The 20490-nt window shown below is 65.8% G+C and carries 16 protein-coding genes, 1 tRNA gene and 1 pseudogene; 9 read left to right on the top strand and 9 right to left on the bottom strand.

All coding sequences use genetic code 11. The features are described 5' to 3' along the window. The first annotated feature begins 67 nt into the window (after positions 1 to 67). The 5 genes from AC3ANP_RS10285 to AC3ANP_RS10265 all read left to right on the top strand — a co-directional run bounded on the left by AC3ANP_RS10285 (position 68) and on the right by AC3ANP_RS10265 (position 5201). Positions 68 to 1363, top strand: a complete 1296-nt coding sequence (locus tag AC3ANP_RS10285; RefSeq protein ID WP_488330087.1) for a branched-chain amino acid ABC transporter permease — start codon at positions 68 to 70, stop codon at positions 1361 to 1363. Between the two features lie 9 nt (positions 1364 to 1372). After that, positions 1373 to 2341 carry a branched-chain amino acid ABC transporter permease gene (locus AC3ANP_RS10280; protein WP_488330086.1) on the top strand — a complete coding sequence of 323 codons (969 nt, stop codon included), beginning with the start codon at positions 1373 to 1375 and terminating at the stop codon, positions 2339 to 2341. Beyond that, entirely contained in the window at positions 2338 to 3447 is a 1110-nt protein-coding gene (locus tag AC3ANP_RS10275) for an ABC transporter ATP-binding protein (protein ID WP_488330085.1), read from the top strand. Before AC3ANP_RS10280 ends, AC3ANP_RS10275 begins: the two co-directional genes overlap by 4 nt. Continuing rightward, on the top strand, positions 3444 to 4217 hold the full coding sequence (locus AC3ANP_RS10270) for an ABC transporter ATP-binding protein (RefSeq protein ID WP_488330084.1): 774 nt from the start codon (positions 3444 to 3446) through the stop codon (positions 4215 to 4217). Before AC3ANP_RS10275 ends, AC3ANP_RS10270 begins: the two co-directional genes overlap by 4 nt. Before the next feature lie 384 nt (positions 4218 to 4601). Further along, positions 4602 to 5201 (top strand): hypothetical protein, encoded by a 600-nt coding sequence (locus tag AC3ANP_RS10265; protein ID WP_488330083.1) that lies wholly within the window; start codon positions 4602 to 4604, stop codon positions 5199 to 5201. Positions 5202 to 5316: 115 nt separating this feature from the next. Here the strand turns inward: AC3ANP_RS10265 and AC3ANP_RS10260 are convergent, their stop codons facing one another. The 5 genes from AC3ANP_RS10260 to AC3ANP_RS10240 form a co-directional block, all read right to left on the bottom strand. After that, positions 5317 to 6675, bottom strand: coding sequence for an ABC transporter substrate-binding protein (locus AC3ANP_RS10260; RefSeq protein ID WP_488330082.1), 1359 nt, complete (start codon positions 6673 to 6675; stop codon positions 5317 to 5319). Positions 6676 to 7068: 393 nt separating this feature from the next. Then, a tRNA-Leu gene (locus tag AC3ANP_RS10255) sits at positions 7069 to 7142 on the bottom strand. A gap of 30 nt (positions 7143 to 7172) precedes the next feature. Continuing rightward, positions 7173 to 8147 (bottom strand): N-acetyltransferase, encoded by a 975-nt coding sequence (locus AC3ANP_RS10250; protein ID WP_488330081.1) that lies wholly within the window; start codon positions 8145 to 8147, stop codon positions 7173 to 7175. A gap of 106 nt (positions 8148 to 8253) precedes the next feature. Next, positions 8254 to 9729, bottom strand: a complete 1476-nt coding sequence (gene pyk, locus AC3ANP_RS10245; RefSeq protein ID WP_488330080.1) for a pyruvate kinase — start codon at positions 9727 to 9729, stop codon at positions 8254 to 8256. Positions 9730 to 10129: 400 nt separating this feature from the next. Further along, complete coding sequence (locus AC3ANP_RS10240) at positions 10130 to 11449, bottom strand: 2-hydroxycarboxylate transporter family protein (RefSeq protein ID WP_488330079.1); 1320 nt, start codon at positions 11447 to 11449, stop codon at positions 10130 to 10132. Between the two features lie 259 nt (positions 11450 to 11708). On the opposite strand from AC3ANP_RS10240, the gene AC3ANP_RS10235 reads away from it, so the two are divergent. The 4 genes and pseudogenes from AC3ANP_RS10235 to AC3ANP_RS10220 all read left to right on the top strand — a co-directional run. Then, positions 11709 to 12617 carry a LysR family transcriptional regulator gene (locus AC3ANP_RS10235; RefSeq protein WP_488330078.1) on the top strand — a complete coding sequence of 303 codons (909 nt, stop codon included), beginning with the start codon at positions 11709 to 11711 and terminating at the stop codon, positions 12615 to 12617. Between the two features lie 504 nt (positions 12618 to 13121). After that, positions 13122 to 14246 carry a tartrate dehydrogenase gene (locus AC3ANP_RS10230; RefSeq protein ID WP_488330077.1) on the top strand — a complete coding sequence of 375 codons (1125 nt, stop codon included), beginning with the start codon at positions 13122 to 13124 and terminating at the stop codon, positions 14244 to 14246. Continuing rightward, entirely contained in the window at positions 14236 to 15405 is a 1170-nt protein-coding gene (locus tag AC3ANP_RS10225; RefSeq protein ID WP_488330076.1) for a glycerate kinase, read from the top strand. Before AC3ANP_RS10230 ends, AC3ANP_RS10225 begins: the two co-directional genes overlap by 11 nt. Positions 15406 to 15416: 11 nt before the next feature. Then, positions 15417 to 15736, top strand: a pseudogene (locus AC3ANP_RS10220) (IS1380 family transposase); the annotation flags it as partial. Between the two features lie 45 nt (positions 15737 to 15781). Here the strand turns inward: AC3ANP_RS10220 and AC3ANP_RS10215 are convergent. The 4 genes from AC3ANP_RS10215 to AC3ANP_RS10200 all read right to left on the bottom strand — a co-directional run bounded on the left by AC3ANP_RS10215 (position 15782) and on the right by AC3ANP_RS10200 (position 20477). Further along, positions 15782 to 17227, bottom strand: a complete 1446-nt coding sequence (locus AC3ANP_RS10215; protein WP_488330075.1) for an NAD(P)/FAD-dependent oxidoreductase — start codon at positions 17225 to 17227, stop codon at positions 15782 to 15784. A gap of 35 nt (positions 17228 to 17262) precedes the next feature. Further along, positions 17263 to 18678, bottom strand: a complete 1416-nt coding sequence (locus AC3ANP_RS10210; RefSeq protein WP_488330074.1) for a S8 family serine peptidase — start codon at positions 18676 to 18678, stop codon at positions 17263 to 17265. A 114-nt stretch (positions 18679 to 18792) separates the two neighbouring features. Further along, positions 18793 to 19740 (bottom strand): Ppx/GppA phosphatase family protein, encoded by a 948-nt coding sequence (locus AC3ANP_RS10205; protein ID WP_488330073.1) that lies wholly within the window; start codon positions 19738 to 19740, stop codon positions 18793 to 18795. After that, on the bottom strand, positions 19737 to 20477 hold the full coding sequence (locus AC3ANP_RS10200; RefSeq protein WP_488330072.1) for a DUF501 domain-containing protein: 741 nt from the start codon (positions 20475 to 20477) through the stop codon (positions 19737 to 19739). Before AC3ANP_RS10200 ends, AC3ANP_RS10205 begins: the two co-directional genes overlap by 4 nt. Between the last annotated feature and the right edge of the window lie 13 nt (positions 20478 to 20490).

The raw sequence follows: 20490 nt of genomic DNA, 5'->3' as shown, positions 1-20490 counted from the left end.
CCCCCATGTGGAGGTTTTCAATTTGAGAAGCACACCGAGAGGCCCGAACCGGGAACGGCGCGGCGGCATGTGGAAAGCTGTGGGGGCGCTCTTTGCCGCCGTGGCCGCTCTTCTGCTCATCGTCGCTCCGGCATCGCAGGCCGCGACCCCGGCGCCGACACCATCCCCGTCGAGCACCACCTTCCAGAACAGCATCAGCGGCTTCCTGCGCGGCGATGACCGCGCCCCGCTGGCCGGAGTCACCCTTACCGCCAAGAGCGGCGACTTCACCGGGACGGCCAAGTCGGCCGCGAACGGCTCCTGGACCATCGGAGTCCCGACCCAGGGCACCTACGAGGTCGAACTGGACGTCAAGACCCTCCCGCAGGGCATCAAGCTCGCCGAGGGCCAGGAAAATCCCCGCAAAGTCACCTTCAGCCAGACCTCGAACCTCTCGGTCGTCTTCGCCTTCGGTAAAGGCATCGTCGTCCAGCAGCAGGACTTCGGCCAGAACCTGATCAACCGCCTGGTGGCCGGACTGAGCTTCGGCCTGCTGCTGGCCCTCGCGTCCGTGGGGCTGTCCCTGATCTTCGGCACCACCGGCCTGACCAACTTTGCGCACGGCGAGATGGTCACCCTCGGCGCCGTCCTGGTCTTCGCGTTCAACGCGATGAACCTGCCGTTCTGGCTCGCCATTATCCTGGCCCTGCTGGGCGGCGGCCTCTTCGGCTACGTCCAGGACGCCGGCCTGTGGAAGCCGCTGCGGCGCCGCGGCACCGGCCTGGTCCCGATGATGATTGTGAGCATCGGCCTCGCACTGGCCGTCCGCTACGTGATCCAGTTCTACTTCGGCGGCGCGACCCAGCAGCTGCCCTTTGCCCAGAGCGCCGAGGTCCAGCTCGGCCCTGTCTCGATTTCCCCGAACAACCTGTGGTCCCTGCTGGTCAGCCTTGTCGTCATCGCCGCGCTCGGCGTCGTGCTGCTGAAGACCCGGCTGGGGAAGGCCACCCGCGCCGTGGCCGACAACCCCGCGCTCGCCGCTGCCTCCGGCATCGACGTTGATTCGGTCATCCGGATCGTCTGGGTCACCGGCGGCATGCTGGCGTCCCTGGGCGGCATCCTCTGGGCCTACTACCGCCCGGGCGTTACCTTCGATATGGGATCGCAGATCCTGCTGCTTATCTTCGCCGGGGTGACCCTCGGCGGCCTCGGTACCGTCTGGGGCGCCCTGCTCGGATCCGTCATCGTCGGCATCTTCGTGGAGCTGACCACCGTCTTCGGCCTCGCCGCCGACCTGAAGTACGTGGGAGCACTGTTCATCATGATCGTTGTCCTCTTGTTCCGGCCCCAGGGCATCCTTGGCCGCCGCGAGCGCGTGGGTTAGGAGACAGACATGGACTTCGGATTCATCTTTTCCAGCGCTGCCGGAGAACTCTTCAGCCCGACGACGGCGGCGTACGCGCTCGCCGCGCTCGGCCTGGCGGTCCACTTCGGCTACTCCGGCCTGCTGAACTTCGGCCAGGCCGGCTTCATGGCGGTGGGGGCCTATGGCTTCGCCATCTCCACCCTGACGTTCCACGTGCCGTTCTTCGTGGGCCTCCTGATCGCCGTCGTCTGCTCGGCAATTTTCGCCCTGCTGCTCGGCATTCCCACCCTCCGGCTCCGGGCCGACTACCTGGCCATTGTCACCATCGCGGCCGCGGAGATTGTCCGCTATATCGTCACCACGAACCAGCTGACGTCGGTGACCGGGTCGGCGAACGGCCTGGCCGCCTTCGAGGGCGACTTTTACGCCATGAACCCGTTCCCCGAAGGGTCCTACCTGGGGATGAACAACCGGGACTTCTTCATCCGGGTGGTCGGCTGGGCGCTGGTCGCCGTCTGCTGTCTGTTGGTCTGGCTGCTGATGCGCAGCCCGTGGGGCCGGGTCCTGAAGGGCATCCGCGAAGACGAGAACGCGGTCCGGTCGCTCGGTAAGAACGTCTATTCCTACAAGATGCAGGCGCTGATCATCGGCGGTGTGCTCGGGGCCCTGGCCGGCATGGTGTTCACCCTGCCGCGCGGTGCCGTGCAGCCCGCCAACTACGGCACCGAGCTGACGTTCTTCCTGTACACCTGCCTGCTGCTGGGCGGCCTCGGCACGGTGCTCGGACCCGTCATCGGCGCCATGATCTTCTGGGTCGTCCTGTCCCTCACCCAGGGCGTGCTGTACGGCCTGATTGAATCGGGTGCCGTCACGTGGCTGAACACGGTCCAGGCCGGCCAGCTGCGCTACATCCTGGTAGGAGTAGCCCTGATGCTGCTAATGATTTTCCGGCCGCAGGGCGTTTTCGGCAACAAGAAGGAGCTGGCGTTCGCATGAGCATGCACAGCGAGGCACCAAAGAGCGGCGGCGGGGCTTCCGTGACGGCCGAGACCATCGACTATATGACTGACACGAGTCCGATTGCCGCCGGCGACATTGCCCCCGGCTGCAAGAAACGGGACCCGATTGTGGTTGCCGAGAACGTGACCCGCAGCTTCGGCGGGATCAACGCCGTCGACGTCGAGTACCTTGAGATTCCGCGGCACAAGATCACCGCCCTGATCGGCCCGAACGGGGCGGGCAAGACCACTTTGTTCAACCTGCTGACCGGTTTCGATACGCCGAATTCGGGCAAATGGCAGTTTGAAGGCAACAGCCTGGCCGGCGTTTCCTCCTACAAGGTGGCGCGGATGGGGATGGTCCGGACCTTCCAGCTGACCAAGGTCATGGGCAAGCTCACCGTCATGGAAAACATGCGGCTGGGCGCGTCCGGCCAGTCCGGCGAGAAGCTCTACAAGGCCCTCTTCAAAGGGATCTGGGGCGGTGAGGAAAAAAGGATCACCGAGCAGGCAAACGTGCTGCTGGAGAAGTTCAAGCTCGACGCCAAGAAGGACGACTACGCCGCGTCGCTCTCCGGCGGGCAGCGCAAGCTGCTGGAGATGGCCCGGTCGCTGATGGTGCGGCCGAAGCTGGTCATGCTGGACGAACCGATGGCCGGCGTCAACCCGGCGCTGACCCAGTCGTTGCTGGACCACATCAAGAACCTCAAGGCCGAGGGCATGACAGTGCTGTTCGTCGAACACGATATGCACATGGTGCGGCACATCGCCGACTGGGTGGTGGTGATGGCGGAGGGCAAGATCGTGGCCGAGGGGCCGCCGGCCGACGTGATGAAGAACCCGGCCGTGATCGACGCCTACCTGGGCGCGCACCACGACGTGGACCTTGGCGACGCCGAGGGCATCAAGGAGCTAGCGGCCGAACTCGAGGCCGACGAGGAATCGATTGTGGGTACCGAGAACGCCGGTCTCATCTCCGCCGACGTCCTGGTGACGGAGGCGCCCGAGGCGGGCACCGGCCGCGGCGCACCACACGGCCGCCGCAGCGCCGAAGAACCGAACCATGGCGAGCAGCCGCAGCCACCAGAGAAGGACACAGAATGAGCGCAACCAGCGCGGCACCGTCCGCCCAGCCGGCATTCGACGGCGACTCGGTCGTCAAGGTCACGGACCTGGTCGCTGGCTACATCCCCGGCGTCAACATCCTCAACGGCTGCAGCATCGAGGCCCGGAAGGGTGAGCTGATCGGCATCATCGGTCCCAACGGTGCCGGCAAGTCAACCCTGCTGAAGGCCATGTTCGGCCTGGTCAAGGTCCACTCCGGCTCGGTCGTGGTCCGGGGCCAGGACATCACCGGGCTGAAAGCGAATAAGCTGGTCAGCCGCGGCGTGGGCTTCGTGCCGCAGACCAACAACGTCTTCGCTGCCCTCACCATCGAAGAAAACCTGCAGATGGGCATGTTCCAGCGGCCCAAGGACTTCGCCAAGCGGTTCGAATTCGTCGCGGACCTCTTCCCGGAGCTGGCCAAACGGCGTGCCCAGCGCGCCGGTTCACTCTCCGGCGGCGAGCGCCAGATGGTTGCCATGGGCCGTGCCCTGATGATGGACCCGGCCGTGCTGCTCCTCGACGAGCCCTCGGCCGGCCTCTCCCCCGTCAAACAGGACGAGACGTTCCTGCGGGTGCATGAGATCAACCGGGCCGGCGTCTCGGTGATCATGGTGGAGCAGAATGCCCGGCGTTGCCTGCAGATCTGCGACCGCGGGTATGTCCTGGACCAGGGCAAGGACGCGTACACCGGCACCGGCCGGGAACTCATGAAGGATCCCAAAGTCATCCAGCTGTACCTGGGCACCCTGGCCGACACCGTCGACTAGTCCGTCCATCCCTGCCCAGAGGGGCCGTCACCAGCCGGTGGCGGCCCTTCTGGCGTGTCTGGCGAGTCCCCGGCCCCCGGCTCCGGATGCAGGCACTTGCTCGGCGCCTGCGCTCGTTCCCCACGCAACCAGGGGTCGCCGTAGTACGCCCGAAAGATCGGGCCGATATGCCTGGGGCCGAGGGGCAACTGCGCGAGGCGGGCGCAAGCTCCACGCGCGGAGTCAGAGCAAATGACGGTCGCCTGTCTAGGATCGAGCCCCGATACACGTCGCGTGCCTGTCTTTGCATCCTGGACGCCGACGAGGACTGCCCCTATGACTGATGCGGGGATGGGGCCGAGGATGGCTGTTTTCATGCGGCCTTAACCGCGGTACGGTCGCACCATGACGGTGCACTCATCGATAAGGCAGAACGTCGTATTCTCCGAGTACGAGCCGCTGGTTGTCGCCTTATTTGTTCGCGATGCGATGGATCTGACCGTTGACAAATCAGTTCCAATTCCGCGCCTGAGCCCTGCGCCAATTCAGGACTATGCCGCCCCAAGTGCCGCCGTTTCAGGGATGGCAGGACAATGGCTGCAGTGGTGGAAAGAACTTGTGCGTCTGGCCGATGCATCTTTCCGGGGTTCCAATGCGCCGATTGACTATGTTTCCCCCTTGAATGCTTTGCCGGAGTTGAAGGAATGTGCGGAGAAGTTACTGGATGACGCCAGGGCTTGGCACGCCCGACAAGTCGACACGACTGCCAGTTGGCGCCATGCGCTATCCCCCGATTTCCTGCCCCCATTGGCCACGAAAATGGTGAAAATGTTGCTACGGCGCGAGGATCGCGACGCATTCAGGAGTGTAGCCTTCGCGGTGCTTCCTGTTGATGAGAAGTCAGGGTGGAAACTGACCCCCGGATTGTACGCTGTCTCCGCGGATCTTGTCGGCGACCGCGACGCGTTCGAAAACTGGTTTGCTTCGGAACTTCTTGGCAAGTAATCGGCCGAGGGGCGGGGGGTGGGGCCGCCGCCCGAACCTGCGCATCCCTCCCCTGCAAACACGAGACCCCCGTCCGGCTGGACGGGGGTCTCTTGTGGTGCGGGAAGGTTCGGGGTTACAGCTTGCCGAATTCTTCCTTGACCGGCTTGTAGGTGTTGTCGTCCTGGTACTGGTAGATGCCGATGTAGGCTTCCGTCGGGTCACCGGCGTCGGAGAACGTCACCGGGCCTGACTGGCCGTCGTAGTCGATATCCTTGCCGTTGCGCAGCAGGGTGACGCAGGAGGCGAAGTTGTTGCACTTCTCGCCGCCTTCGGATACGTCCTTCAGGTGCTTGGCGATATCCGTGCCCTTGGTGCTCTTGGCTTCTTCCGTGGCCAGGGCGATCAGGTTCACAGCGTCGTAGGACTCGCCTGCGTAGCTGTAGTCCTTCAGCGCCGGGTCGATGGTGAGAAGCTTCTTCTTGAAGTCCTCCTTGGCGAAGGTGCCCGGGATGGTGCCCTCGGCTCCCTTCAGGGTGCCCGCCTTGAAGTCCTTGCTGTAGTCGGACATGTTGCCGTCCACCATGAAGATCTGGGTGGGCTTGACGCCCTTGCCCGTCATCAGCGGAACGATGCTCTTGGCCTGGTCGAACGTGATCAGGGCAATGGCATCCGGCTTGGCCGCGAGGACCTTGTCCACCTGGCTGCTGAACTGCGAGTCGCCTTCGTTGAAGAGTTCCTGGGCCACAACCTTGCCGCCGGCAGCCTCAACCGCCGCCTGGATATTCTTGGCCAGACCCGTGCCATACGCATCGTTCAGCACGATCATGCCAACCGTCTGAGCGCCGCAGGTGGTCATGTAGTTGCCCAGGACCTTGCCCTGCAGGACATCGGACGGGGCGGTGCGCCAGTAGAGGCCCTTGTCATCCCAGGTGGTGAAGTCCGGGGAGGTGTTGGCCGGCGAGAACTGGATGACCCCGGCGCCGGTGATCTGGTTGATCACGGTCTTGGAGACGCCCGAGGAGGCAGCACCGACAATTGCGCTGACGCCCTGGCCCAGCAGCGCGGAGGTGGACTGGGTGGCAATATCCGTCTTGGTGTCGCCGGAGTCACGGTGGATGACCTCGACGGGCTTGCCCAGGACGCCGCCGGCGTCATTGATTTCCTTGATGGCAAGGTTGACGCCCGCGATTTCGGGCGGGCCGAGGAAGGCCAGGGACCCCGTGGTCGGCAGCAGCGAACCGATCTTCAGCGGAGTAGGAGTAGTAGTCGAGGAGGCAGGCACGGATCCTGCCGCCGCCGCCGAACTGCTCGCTGCGGCCGAGGCGCTCGGTGCGGGGCAGGAGATGCCCGCAGCCTGGGCGGACGCCGAGCCCGAGCCGGTGGACGAGGGCGGCGTGGAGGAACCACCACATGCCGTGGCCAACAGGGCGACGCCGAGGCTAAGCGCTGTGAGCTTAGCGATGCGCGGCGCCGCCTGTGGGAGTGAAGTCATAGAGAATCTCCTCGATCTAAAGGTGCGAACGGCCTTTGACGCGAAAGATCAGGTGTTCCTGATGTAGGTTCAAGCTAATGCAATTTCCGCCCGAACATAAGTGACTTCGATCACATCCTTATAACACTCGTTGCCTATCGGAAATCATGCCGACGCCGGGCCGCTCACCCGGCGCCGGACCGCCCGAGCGGCCCGCCGTCCGGAGGCAGCAAAACGCCCCCGCACCAGCCGGGGGTGGCATGGTACGGGGGCGCCGTAGTGTTCCCCCGCCTCTGGGGGGATGCGTGGAGGAACTGCCCCAACATATGTTGCGCCGATGCGCAAGTCAAAAGCACCGGCCGGACACGCCGGCAGCGGGCGGCGCCTCCCCCGCCGGGGAGGCGCCGGGCTGTGTACCCCAGGTGGGACTCGAACCCACAACACGCGGATTTTAAGTCCGCTGCCTCTGCCAATTGGGCTACTGGGGCGCCCGGCTTATGATATCCCGCCGGGAACGGCTACGTCGCAGCGACGGCCCCGAAGGGTTCGGCGTACTGGAAGGTGCCGCTGACGCCGCCGGGCCAGAGCGCCAGCGGCAGCAGTTGGAAATGTTCGCCCCAGGCCGGGTCCGGCGCCTCCACGCCCAGCGAGACGGAGGGCACGAAGCCGAACCTGGCGTAGTACTCCGGGTTGCCGAGCAGGGCAATGCCGCGCTCCCCCGCGGCGTTGGCCCGGTCGATCGTTTCCTTCATGAGCGCCGATCCGATTCCGTGGCGCTGCAGCCGGGGCGTCACGCCGAGCGGGCCCAGGCCGAGCAGTTCCAGGTCGCCGGCCCGTCCGCGGGTGCTGATCACGTGGCCCACGGTTTCGCCGTCCAGTTCGGCAACGATACTGAACTCGGGGAGGTAGTCCTCACAGTCGAACAGCCGCCGCAGCAGCCCCACCTCGTCGGGTTCGCCGTTGACCGGCAGTCCGGTTGCCGGGGAGATGGAAAACGCGGCGGCCGTCAGCGCCAGGAGCGCCGGCCGGTCCGAGGGCTGTGCGGTCCGCAGCACCAGCGCCGGCGCGGGCGGCTGCTCCCCGCCGTTGGCTGCGCGGCTTTCGGCGCTCACTTCGTGGAGCACCTCCAGCGCGCGTTCGGCGTCTGCGGCGGGGACGAGGAGGTGGTCGTGATGGAACCCGGCCAGCACGTTGCAGCTGATCTTGGCCTCGGTTAGGGCGGCGCCGACGGCTGCGGTCAGCCCGATCGCCTCCAGCGAAGAATGCACCTGGAGCGTGATCCAGGCGGCCACGAAGTCGTAGGGCAGCCCGAGGTCGTCGGCCTCGGCTCTGGGCAGCACAACGGTCAGGCCCTCCGCCTCGCGCACGGCGGCGGCCACCTGCCCGGCCAGCGGCCTGCCGTGCGGCCAGAGAGCATAGACGTACTCCCCCTCACGGACGACCGGCCGCATCGTCGACAGCAGGGTGTGCAGGTCCTTTTCAGCTGGAGTCATGCGCCAAGTCTAGGCACGGCTGCCCCCGTCCTGGCCAGTTGCCGCCCTTCGCGGACGCCGGACCAACGACGACGGCCGTCAGGTTTCAGAAGTCGTCTGCACGTCGCTAAGAAGTCGGCCAAGGGCCGATCTTCTCTGTGGGTGCTCCACCCTCACCACCGAGACGCGAGGCTTCGGCGCCCACCTTGTGTACCTTGAGCATGTTCGTCGAGCCGGCTTTTCCGGGAGGCGACCCGGCGGCGATGACGACCATGTCGCCGTCGTCCACCACATCGAGTTCCAGCAGGCTGCGGTCCACCTGGGCGGTCATCTCGTCGGTGTGGCCCACCATCGGGACCAGGACCGGCTGGATGCCCCAGGTCAGCGCCAACTGGTTCCAGACGTGCTCCACCGGGGTAAACGCGAACACCGGCCGGATCGGCCGCAGCCGGGAGAGCCGGCGCGCGGAGTCACCCGACTGGGTGAACGTACAGATGTACTTCGCTTCGAGCTGGTCGGCGATCTCCACGGCGGCACGGGTGATGGCGCCGCCGCGGGTCTTGGGCTTGGTGCCCAGCGGCGGGACGCGCTCCAGGCCGTGGACCTCGGTCGATTCGATGATCCGGGCCATCACCTTGACCGTCTCAATCGGGTACTTGCCGACACTGGTCTCGCCCGAGAGCATCACCGCGTCGGCCCCGTCGAGGACCGCATTGGCGCAGTCCGAGGCCTCGGCCCGGGTGGGCCGCGGGTTCTCAATCATGGATTCGAGCACCTGGGTCGCCACGATGACGGGCTTGGCCCAGCGGCGGGCCAACTCGATGGCCCGCTTCTGCACGATCGGCACCTCTTCGAGCGGAAGCTCCACGCCGAGGTCGCCTCGGGCCACCATGATCGCGTCGAACGCGTCGATGATCTCCGTCAACTGCTCCACGGCCTGCGGCTTCTCGATCTTGGCGATCACCGGCACCCGCCGGCCTTCCTCGTCCATGATCTCCAGGACACGCTTGATGTCCGTCGCATCCCGGACGAAGGACAGGGCCACCATGTCCACGCCCCGGCCAATCGCCCAGCGCAGATCGTCCTCGTCCTTTTCGCTCAGCGCCGGCACGTTCACGGCGACGCCGGGCAGGTTGATGCCCTTGTTGTTCGACACGTACCCGCCCACCGTGACCGTGGCGACAACCTTGACGTCGTCAACCTCGATCGCGCGCAGCGCCACCTTGCCGTCATCGATCAGCAGCGCATCCCCGGGCTTGACGTCCTCGGTCAGGGTCTTCAACGTGGTGGAGGAGATGTCCTTGGTACCCGGAACGTCCTCGGTGGTAATCGTGAAGGTGTCCCCCGCGGCCAGCAGGTGCGGGCCGTCCACGAAGCGGCCCAGGCGGATCTTGGGGCCCTGGAGGTCGGCCATGATGGCGACCGGCTTCCCGAGCTGCGCAGCGGCCTTGCGGACGTTCTCGTAAGTGGTGTCGTGAACGGAGTAGTCTCCATGGCTCATATTCATCCGGGCCACATCGACCCCGGCTTCCAACACGGCGAGCGTGTTCTCGAAGCTCGCGATCGCCGGTCCGAATGTTGCCACAATTTTTGCGCGTCTCATATGCCTACCCCCTCCGCGCGTTTGGGGATCAAGCAGCGTTGTGTAGCCATCGACCGTCTGAACATGCTGCGTTGCCCATATTCGTTCTGCACCAACCAACCAACCAACCAACGAGCCGTCGGCCGAAACGGCGTCGACGGTCCTGGAAATCTTGACAGTGCGCTTTTGCGGACCTAGCAAGACGACTTTGTCACCTTCGACGAGTTCAAAGCAGTTCGCAGCGTCCGAACGGCTGTAACCGTGGCGTGCGGCGTCGGTGCAAGCGGTGCGTGGGCTATCCAAATCGAGGAAATGGCTCAAGGGGCGTGTCTTTCCGTGCTTCGCGCGGGTAGTGGCGGCGGAACAAACGCTCTGGTTCCGCCGCCATCCGGTGGCTCTGCTTGTGGCGAGGGACCCCGGGTTATCCTGCGGTGAGGTGGATCAGTGATGCTGCGGAGATGACGGTGGTGACGCCGCCGATGCGAGTGGAGATTTGGGCGAAGGGCATGAGGTTCATGCGGTTGGAAGCAGAGAGGATGGCGACGTCACCGGTGCCGCCGAGTCCGCTGTGGCAGACGGTGACGAGGGACGCGTCCACGGGATACATGCCGAGGGCCTTCCCGACGTAGAAGCCGACGACTGCCATGGTGATCACGACTGTTGCGCAGGTGATGATGTAGCCGATGGAGAGGACGCTGATGACGTCGGCCATGGGTACGTAGAGCATGCCGAGGCCGATCATGGTCGGGTAGATCAGGTGTTTGGAGATGATGACGTACACGGCGCGGGCGGAGCCTTCGACGCTGGCGGGGACGATGCCGGCAACCTTGAGGATGACGGAGAAGACGATGACCAAGATCGGGGCGGGCAGGTGCAGGACCGGTTCTGCCAAGCTCCCCAGGACGTACATGCCGCAAATCAGCAGGATGCCCATGGCGTAGTTCGGGTTGGCCGGGACGGCGTCGTGGTCACTGTTGTGGACCTCTTCGGCTTTCGCACCGGGCTTGGGCTTGACGAGCAGGCCGCCGCCGTCCAGGTGGGCTTTGCGTTCGCCGAGGCGGCGGAGCATGCCGGCGAGGATGATGGCGACGATGTTGCCGATCACGGCTGCAGGGATGAGTTGGGCGATGAAGTCCTTCGGGCCCCCGCCGAGGGCGTTGGCGTAGGCCGCCGAGAGCGGGATGACGCCTTCGCCGATGCCCCCGCCGATGATGGGGACGACGATGTAGAACAGGGCCCGTTCAAAGCTGTAGCCAAGGAGCATGGCCACTCCGATTCCCGCGGCTACCGCTGCGGCTGTTCCGGCCAGCAGAGGCGGAAAGATCCGGACCAGCGCCCGGAGCATGGTGCTCCGGTGCATGCCCAAGATGCTGCCCACGACGAGGGTGCAGATAACGAAGTAGAGGAAGTTGGCCTCTTTCATCAGTGCCGTGGTGGCTTCGAGCATGTTGGCGTTAAAGACGCCGAAGTAGACCAACAGTGAAGGCACCAGGAGGCAGACCAGGGCGCCCCCGCCGATCTTGGAGATGCCGGGGAGCCAGTTGCCAAGGGGGCCCAGGAGCATGCCGAACGCGGTGATAATGGCCAGCCCGCCGATCATGTTCGCTGGGATGGCCCCGAACACACCAGCGGTGATGACGATCCCTGCCATTAGGACCGGAACGATCAGGGGAACCCCGCCGAGCATGAACCGGGACGCTTTTGCCGGGACTGCTTCCTTGCTTTCTATCGTGGTGCTCATGGTGATGTCTCGCTTCATTGAGAGGGAGGGCGTTCTTTGCCCCATAAGGGAGTGCTTTTCAGTTTCTGACTAAGAACCACGCGGTCTAACCAAGCGAAGGACGAGGGTCTCCGGGCGCGGGAAGCAGCTCCTGACTCGGTCAGGTGTGGCAGCTGCTTCTGATGTGCTTCTAGTCACATCACACAAGCGTACGAAACAAGAAGCCAGCCATTAAGAGGCTATGAGACAATGCAATTTCTCCTCACAAGAAAGAACCGGCATGGACCTCTACCAGATAGACGACTTGGAGTTCTTTGAACAGGTCGCCCGCTCCCAAAGCCTCACCGAAGCCGCGATGACCTGGGGCAAGGGAGTAGCGTCGGTCAGTAAGCGGCTCACGGCGCTGGAAGCCCGGTTGGGCGTGACACTGATCAGACGCAGCACACGCCGGCTGACCCTGACCGAAGAAGGACACCGCTACGCGGCCGGGGCACTTTCCATTCTGCAGCAGAAAGCCGACCTCGAAGATCTCGTCTCCCACCAGCACGGTGAACTTACAGGCAGAATCACCGTCCACTCAACCCTTGGGATTGGGCGAACCCACATTGCGCCGCTGCTGGGTGAATTTATGCTCCAGAATCCGCGGATCCACGTCGATCTGGAACTGTCCGCTCTTCCGTTGAACATCTCCGGCACGAACTTCGACATCGCCATCCGCGTCGGCGCCTTGGAGGACTCCCGACTCAAGTCCAAACTGCTCGCGCGTAACCGGAGACTCGTTTGTGCGGCTCCGCAGTATCTAGAGAACCGGCCGCCACTGCAAAGAATTGAGGACCTCGAGCACCACAACTGCATCGTGCTGCGCGAAAACAACGCCGATTACGCCCTGTGGAGGTTCGGGGCCGGAAACCAGCAGCAGTTCGTGCGTGTCAATGGAAATATGGTCAGCGATGACGGCGACGTCGTCACCGGCTGGTGCGCCCAGGGACTCGGATTGATCATGCGCTCCAGCTGGCATGTCGGTCCCCTGATTCGAACGGGGACCCTCCGCCAGGTCCTTGAGCATGTCCCTACACCGGACGCCGACGTCCATGCCCTCTATTCGGACACGACGCAGACTCCCAGGCGTATTGCTGCCGCCATTGACTACCTTCGCGAAGGCCTCACCGCTCGCCTCAACGCCGGGTGAGCGTCGACCGTCATCGATCCGCGGCCAGTCAGGGCCAAGCTACAGTCCACGGTTCAAAACGGATCCCACTAAGTGCGTACCCGCTGACTCGTTATACGCAGGGCGTACACGCCCGCAACTTGCGAGGGGTTGGCCGTAATGGATACCGAAAGACTGTCCGGAGATGTTTTGGAGCAGACATGGAGCTTCCAGGCCCACCAAGACCTGGGGTATCTGCGGTGAACTCGCCATCAACCGTGCGTCGGGTCGCGCGATTCCAGAGCCTGGTTCCGCAGGGTCCTGCCTCCGAGCTCACCATCAGCGGGCCTGGGACTCGTTGAGACTTGTGTGACCCACAGAAGATTGTTTCTGCTGAAGAAAAACCGGGTTGTCTGTTAGCCCCCCAATTGCCGGCTTCTTGTCTCGTACGCTGGTGTGACTAGAAGCACAGCCGAAGGTATCGACCTCACGGGCAAGCCCGTATTCGGCACAACGGCGTCCTTAACAAGGGAGAGACCAAGGACCATGACGAATACCCACCGCATCGCAGTCATCGCCGGAGATGGCATCGGCCAGGAAGTAGTGCCCGAAGGGCTGCGCGCCTTGGAGGCAGCCTCGGAGGCCTTCGGCTTCCGGTTGGAAACGACCCAATTCGACTACTCAAACGCTGATTACTACACCAAGCACGGCAAGATGCTCCCGGATAACTGGTTCGAGGAGCTCAGCACATACGACGCGATCTTCTTTGGCGCCGTCGGCTGGCCGGAAGTCGTCCCGGACCACGTCTCCCTCTGGGGGAGCCTGCTACAGTTCCGCCGCGGTTTCGACCAATACGTCAGCCTCCGTCCGGTAAAGCTGCTTGCAGGCATGGATAGTCCGCTGGCGGGCCGTGCGCCAGGCGACGTGGACTTTTACGTTGTCCGGGAGAACACCGAGGGCGAGTATTCCAGCATCGGTGGGAGGATCTTCGAGGGCACCGAGCGCGAGACGGTCATCCAGGAGACCGTCATGACCCGCACCGGCGTGGACCGGATCCTGAAGTACGCCTTCGACCTCGCCCAGAGCCGGCCCAAAAAGCACCTCACATCGGCCACCAAGAGCAATGGCATCTCGATCTCCATGCCCTACTGGGACGAGCGGGTGGAGCTGATGGCCAAGGGCTTCAGCGACCTCAAGGTCGATAAGTACCATATCGACATCCTGACCGCTAACTTTGTCATGCACCCTGACTGGTTCGACGTCGTAGTGGCCAGCAACCTGTTCGGCGACATTCTCTCCGACCTTGGGCCCGCCTGTACCGGCACCATTGGCATCGCACCCAGCGGCAACATCAACCCGGAACGGAAATTCCCCAGCCTCTTCGAACCCGTCCACGGCTCTGCTCCGGACATCGCAGGCAAGGGCATTGCCAACCCGGTCGGCCAGATCTGGAGCGCGGCCATGATGCTGGACCACCTCGGCGAACGCCAGGCAGCGGCAACTGTCCAGCGCGGCTTTGAGAACGTTTTGGAACGCGGTGGCCAGCACATCCTCACCCCCGATCTGGGAGGCGAAGGCTCCACCAAAGTCCTCGGCAAGACCGTTGCCGAGGAGATCACAGCCGTCGCGCTGACCGTAGCGGGAAAGCGAAATGAGCCTTATGGCATCTGAGACCATTTCTCCTGGCCGCGACCACGACCTGGAAGGACCCACGGTCCTCATAGCTCCTGACAAATTCAAGGGCTCTCTGACTGCGGCTCAGGTGGCCCGCGCAATCGCCCACGGGCTGCGCCAGACCCAGCCCGGAATCCGCACAGTCGAATTGCCCGTCGCTGACGGCGGAGACGGAACCCTGGAGGCCTTCATCGCCAACGGGTACACCGCTCGCGAGATCACGGTGACCGGTCCAGACAATGACCTGCAGCCGTCGGCTATCGCGCTAAAAGACGACACCGCGGTCATAGAAACGGCGTTGACCTCGGGTCTGGCCATGCGTGGTGACCGTCTGCCGGATCCTCTGGGTTCCACCAGCCGCGGCGTAGGTGATGCCATCATGGCCGCCCTCGATGCGGGCGCGAATAGGATCATCATCGGCCTTGGCGGTTGCGCCTGCACAGATGGAGGAGCAGGAATGCTCCAGGCCCTGGGAGCGTCCCTTCTGGATGCATCGGGCGAACCCCTCGCCCCCGGCGGGGTTCACCTGTTGGAACTGGAAGAGGTCAGTACTTCGGGGCTTGATCCAAGGATCCGCGCCACCGAAATCGTCCTGGCCACAGACGTGACCAACCCCTTGTGCGGACCGAACGGTGCTGCCGCCGTCTACGGCCCGCAAAAGGGCGCAGACAGCAGGGAAGTCGCCATCCTCGACCGAGCACTTCGCCACCTCGCCGAAGTATTCTGCCCGGCGGCAGCGTATCTACCGGGCGCCGGCGCGGCCGGTGGCATCGGCTTCGCCGCCCTCGCTGCGCTGGGCGCGACGGCCCGGCCTGGCATTGAGCTCGTACTGGAACTGCTGGACTTCGAAAGCCACCTGGCCGGAGTGGACCTGGTCATCACCGGTGAAGGCCGCCTCGATGCCCAGTCCTTACAAGGCAAGGCACCCATCGGCGTGCTGACGGCCGCAACACGGCACAACATCCCCACCATCGCCGTCTGCGGGTCCAACCAGCTGAGCACCGACCCCCGCTACCCCGATTTTGATTCCGTCCACGCCATCACCGGCGTAGCGCCGGACATCGCCACAGCGATCCGCGACGCCGCTCCGCTGCTAGAACGCTTGGCCACTCAGATCACGGTGCGGAAACTTCAGCCCCAACCGGCCGCCAACTAGTCTAAGACCCCCACGCCGGGGTCACGGTCCTCGCGAGCTTCATGGACGCGCTGGGTTTCGGCAGGCTGTGTGAGGACAGACTGGCCAGTTTGTTCCCTCCGGTGTCCGGCACTGTTCGGGCAAACTCCTCGGTTCCCTGGCCCGCGACGGCCGCGGACTCGCCGATCATCGACCGCGACGCGACCCTGGCGGCTTCACACTCGGATAAAACCTCGCCGGAACCTACTAGGGCGGCTACGGGTTCGCTCCCTTCATCGCCAGCGTCGATTATGGCGACGGCAACGGTTCCGGGGAGATCCTCGCCGCCGTGCTGCGGCCCGACGACGGCGGCCGCTCCCCGCAAAGGGAACGGCCGCCGTCGTCGGACTGCTGGTGGTTACTTGGCGTTAGCTGTGACGGTTTCCTTCACGGGAGCCGCGGCGGCCGGCGCCGTGGCAGCGGCGGCCGGCTTCGGAGCCGGCGTGGCAGCGGCCACGAACGCACCGCGCGGGTTGTCCAGGTCCATCAGCTGGGTGGTGTCGCGGCCCAGGAAGAGCTGCCAGAACCAGCCTGAGATCACGCGGATCTTGCGCTCGACGGTCGGCATCGCCAGGCCGTGGTAGCCCCGGTGCGCCAGCCAGGCCAGCGGGCCCTTCAGGCCGATGCGGCCGACCAGGTTAATGTTGGCAACGCCCTTCCATTCGCCGAAGCCGGCGACGGCGCCCAGATTCTTGTGCTTGTAGTCCTTGAGTTCCTTGTCCCAACGGGAGGCCCACAGGTTTTTGGCGAGGCGCTTGGCCTGCCGCAGTGCGTGCTGGGCGTTGGGGACGCAGGTGCCGTCGGGCAGGCCGCTGCCGGTGAGGTCCGGCACGGCCGCGACGTCGCCGGCGGCCCAGGCGTTTTCGATGATGCCTTCGTCGCCCGAGACCCGCAGGTCGGCGAGGACGCGGACCCGGCCCCGGGGCTCCAGCGGGAAGTCCGTCGAGCGGACCATCGGGTTGGCCTGCACGCCGGCGGTCCAGACGAGGGTGTCGGATTCGAATTCCTGCGCCGGGGTTTTGTCCGGCAGGTTGATCAGCTTGATGGAGCCCTCGGCGTTGTCCAGCGAGGTGTTCAGCAGGACCTCGATGCCGCGGCTGCGCAGGTGCTCGACGACCCATTCCGCCTGCTTGGCGGTGACCTCGGGCATGATGCGGCCCATGGCTTCGACCAGCACGAAGCGGATTTCGTCCTGCCGGACGCGCGGGTTCTTCTTCACCGCGGCCCGGGCCAGGTCCTCCATCTCGGTGATGCACTCGATGCCGGCGAAGCCGCCGCCCACCACCACGAAGGTCAGGGCACGGGCGCGCTGCACCGGGTCGGTCATCAGGGAGCCGGTCTCGATGCGCTCGAGCACGCTGTTGCGCAGGGCGACAGCTTCCTCGATGGTCTTCAGGCCGATGCCCTTCTCCGCGAGGCCCTTGATCGGGAAGGTGCGGGTGATGGCGCCGGCGGCCAGGACGACGTCGAAGTACGGGATTTCGAAGTTCTCGCCGCCGTCGGCCGGGGCCACGACAGCGGTGCGGTTGGCGTGGTCGATCGAGAGGACGCGGCCCTCGATGAGTTCGGTCTGCGTCAGGTGCCTGCGGTGCGAGACGACCGCGTGGCGTGCCTCGATATTGCCGCCGGCGACCTCCGGCAGGAACGGCTGGTACGTCATGTAGGGCAGCGGGTCGACAACGGTGACGATGCCGCCGGCGTTCGCGATCTTCTTCTGCAGTTTGAGGGCTACGTACAGGCCGACGTACCCGCCGCCGACGACGAGTACCCTGGGACGGTCCTGGAGCTGAGGAGTGGATGCCATGCCCCCAAGAATACCGCAGTTTGTGAAAATCTTCACTAACTGGTGGGTGCCGGAGCGCCCGTCTCGTCCGGTGCACTGGTTTCCGGGCCGCCCGCACTTTCGGCCGGTGCCGGAGCGGCAGCACGGGCGGCCCGGCGAAGCTGGATGGCGGCGGCGGCGATGATGCAGATGAAGAGCCCGCCGAAGCCCAGCACCACCATCGCCGGGACCGCGCTGTCGGCGGGCGAAGGTGCCTTCGCGGCCGGTACTGTCGCTTCCGGCAGGGTCGGCGCGGCGCTCGACGGGCTGGGCAGTGCCGGCGCTTGGGAGCTCACGGTCTTCCCACGCCGGTGCACCCCGATCCACTCGGAAATCGAGCCCAGCGGGTTGACGGCGGTCTCCGGCACGTCGGCCTTCAGCGCGGCTTCGGCGTCGAGCACACCGAAGCCGTACAACGGGTCCTTGCCCGGCGCGCCGGCGTCCTTCGCGGTACTGACAATCCGGTTGATCACCTGGCTGGCCCGCATGTTCGGCCACTTGGACCGGATCAGGGCAGCGACGCCGGCCACGATGGGGGTGGCGCCCGAGGTCCCCGCCCAGTCCGCATATCCGCCGCCCGGCAGGCCGCCGGCCAGGCTCTCGGCCGGCGCCGCCACGCCGATGCTGATGCCCTGCGAGGAAGAATCGATGCTGGCGGCGCCCTTGCGGTCCAGGCCCGCGACCGTCAAAACACCGGGAATGGTGGCGGGAGCACCCACCTGGATGTTGCCGCCCACCCGGTTGCCGGCTGCCGCGACGATCACGACGTCCTTTTGCTCGGCGTAGAGGAAAGCGGCGTCCCAGCTTTGGGGCCACTCCGGGGAGGTGCTGCCGAGCGAAATGTTGATGACGCGGGCGCCGTTATCCACGGCCCACCGGACCGCGGCCGGGATCTGGTCCTGGTCGCTTTTGCCGCCCGGGTTGGCGGAGCCAAGCCAGGTGGACACGGAAAGCAGCTGGGCTTCGGGAGCGACGCCCACGATCCCGTCGGGGCCGGCTCCCGGGCCGGAGGACGGGCTCGGGCTGGGGCTCCCGCTCGGGCTCGGGCTTGGGCTCGGGCTCTCGGGCTGGTGGCCGCGGCCGGCAAGCATGGTCGCTACCAGCGTGCCGTGTTCGGGTTTGGCGCCGATGCTCTTCTGCCCGTCGGGGGTGCCGGCCCCGGAGACGTCCGTTCCGCCGGCGAGGACCCCCTTGAGGTCCGGGTGTTTGCCGTCGACTCCGCTGTCGATTACGGCGACCTTAACGTTGGCGCCCTTTGAAACTTCCCAGGCCTTCGTAATGCCGGACTCGGCCAGCCAGTATTCCTTGTCCCTGGTGGCGTCGGCGTGGGCTGCCGGGGCGGCAGTCAGCGCCGTGGCGGCAGTACCGAACGCCAGGCCCACGGCCAGCATCGCGGAGGCGGTCCGGCGGAACCGGGCTGTTGCTCTGGTCATTCGGGTCCAATCGGCGGTTCGTCTGGTGGTGCCGCGGTTGGGCACGGCGCTGGCAGTTGCCCGGGCCCGGCGGCGCGCCAGGAACGGCAGGGGGTGGACTATCGGGGTCGGCAGCTAGCTGATGCTGAGGGCAATTCCGTCCAGAATATCGTGTTCGCTGGCAACGGCGGTCGCGATCCGGCCCTCCGTGGCCTCGCTCATCCGTGCCAGGACCCGTCGCCAGACCAGGCCGCCCGCGCCGATCACGTCCACCCGGCCCGGATGCATGTAGGGCAGGGCAGCCCGGTCCGCGCGGGTCATGGCCAGCAGGGAGGTGCACGCGGCACTGACCGTGGCCAGGTCCAGTTCGGCACCGTGGATCGCCGCGGCCGAGTACTCCGGCAGCCGCAGGGCATGGGCCGTGATGGTGGTGACCGAGCCGGCGACGCCGACCAGGGCGGTCGCCCGTTCCAGCGGCACGGTGAGCGCGGCCGCAGTGATGGCGGCGTCGACGTCCGCTTCCGCCGCCGCGATCTGCTCGGCGGTGGGCGGGTCATCGAGAAGATGCCGTTCCGTCATCCGGACGCACCCCACGTCGACCGATTGTGCGGCGATGACCCCACCGGCGTCGCCGAGCACGAACTCGGTGCTGCCCCCGCCCAGGTCCACCACGAGGACGGGGTCCGCGCCGCGCGAGGGCAGCACACTGCTGGCCCCGGCGAAGGACAGCGCGGCTTCCTCCTCACCGCTGATGACCTCGGGTTCGACGCCGAGGAGCTCCCGCACCCCGTCAATGAAGATCTGCCGGTTGCGGGCATCCCTGGTGGCCGAGGTGGCCACGAACCGGACCCGCCCCGCGCCATGGCGGCGGATCAGCTCGGCGTAGTCCCGGGTGGCGTCGAGGGTGCGACGCAGGGCGTCCGGGGCGAACTCACCGGTCGCGTCGACGCCCTGGCCCAGCCGGACCACCCGCATTTCACGCACGACGTCGGTGAGCACCGGCGCGGAGCCCTCGCCGTCCACGTCGGCGATCAGCAGGCGGATCGAGTTGGTGCCGCAGTCGATGGCGGCAACGCGGGTCACTGCCCCGCTCCGGTGCTGCCGGCGTCGGTAGTGCCGGTTCCGGCGCTGCCGCCGGATTTCCGGAGCGGGGCGGGCCGTCCGACGATTTCCGGCAGGCCCTGTGGACCGTGCCGGCTTAAATCGCGGGACGGGGCTTCCCCGCCGGTGTCCCAGGCGCCGTCGCAATAGCAGCGATCCCGCGTCCACCATTGCCCGATGCCCGTGATGGCTTCGTCTCCCAGCGGGTTCACCCCGGGACCGGCCGCGAGCGAATGGCCCACGAGGACGTGCAGGCATTTGACCCGGGTGGGCATGCCGCCGGCGGAGATTCCGTCGATTTCAGGTACTGGCCCGATGCCCGCGCGATCACCGATCTCGGCACGCGAGCGCAGGTAGGCCTCGTGCGCGGCCCGGTAGTCGTCCGCGAGGGCCGGGTCTGCGCCGAGCCGGCCGTTCATGTCGTTCATCAACCCGGCCGCCTCCAGGCGGGAGACCGCGGCGGTGATGACCGGATGGGTCAGGTAAAAGGTGGTGGGGAACGGCGTGCCGTTGCTCAGCCGGGGTGAGGTGGCCGCCACCAGCGGGTTGCCGCAGACGCAGCGGGCCGGGATCTCGACCACGTCGCGGACCGGCCTGCCAAGCTGGCGGCTCAAGACATCCAGATCGCGGGACGAGGGCCGGCGGGAGTCGCTCGGGGCAACGCCGGCAGCGTCGACGGGGTTTCCGGTCCGGGGATCGGATGCTCGGTTCTGGTCCACTGGCGCGGCACCT

Source organism: Arthrobacter sp. JB02-1C (assembly GCF_057748045.1).
Note: the sequence above shows the minus strand (reverse complement) of the source record. Positions and strands in the feature narration are given on the sequence as shown.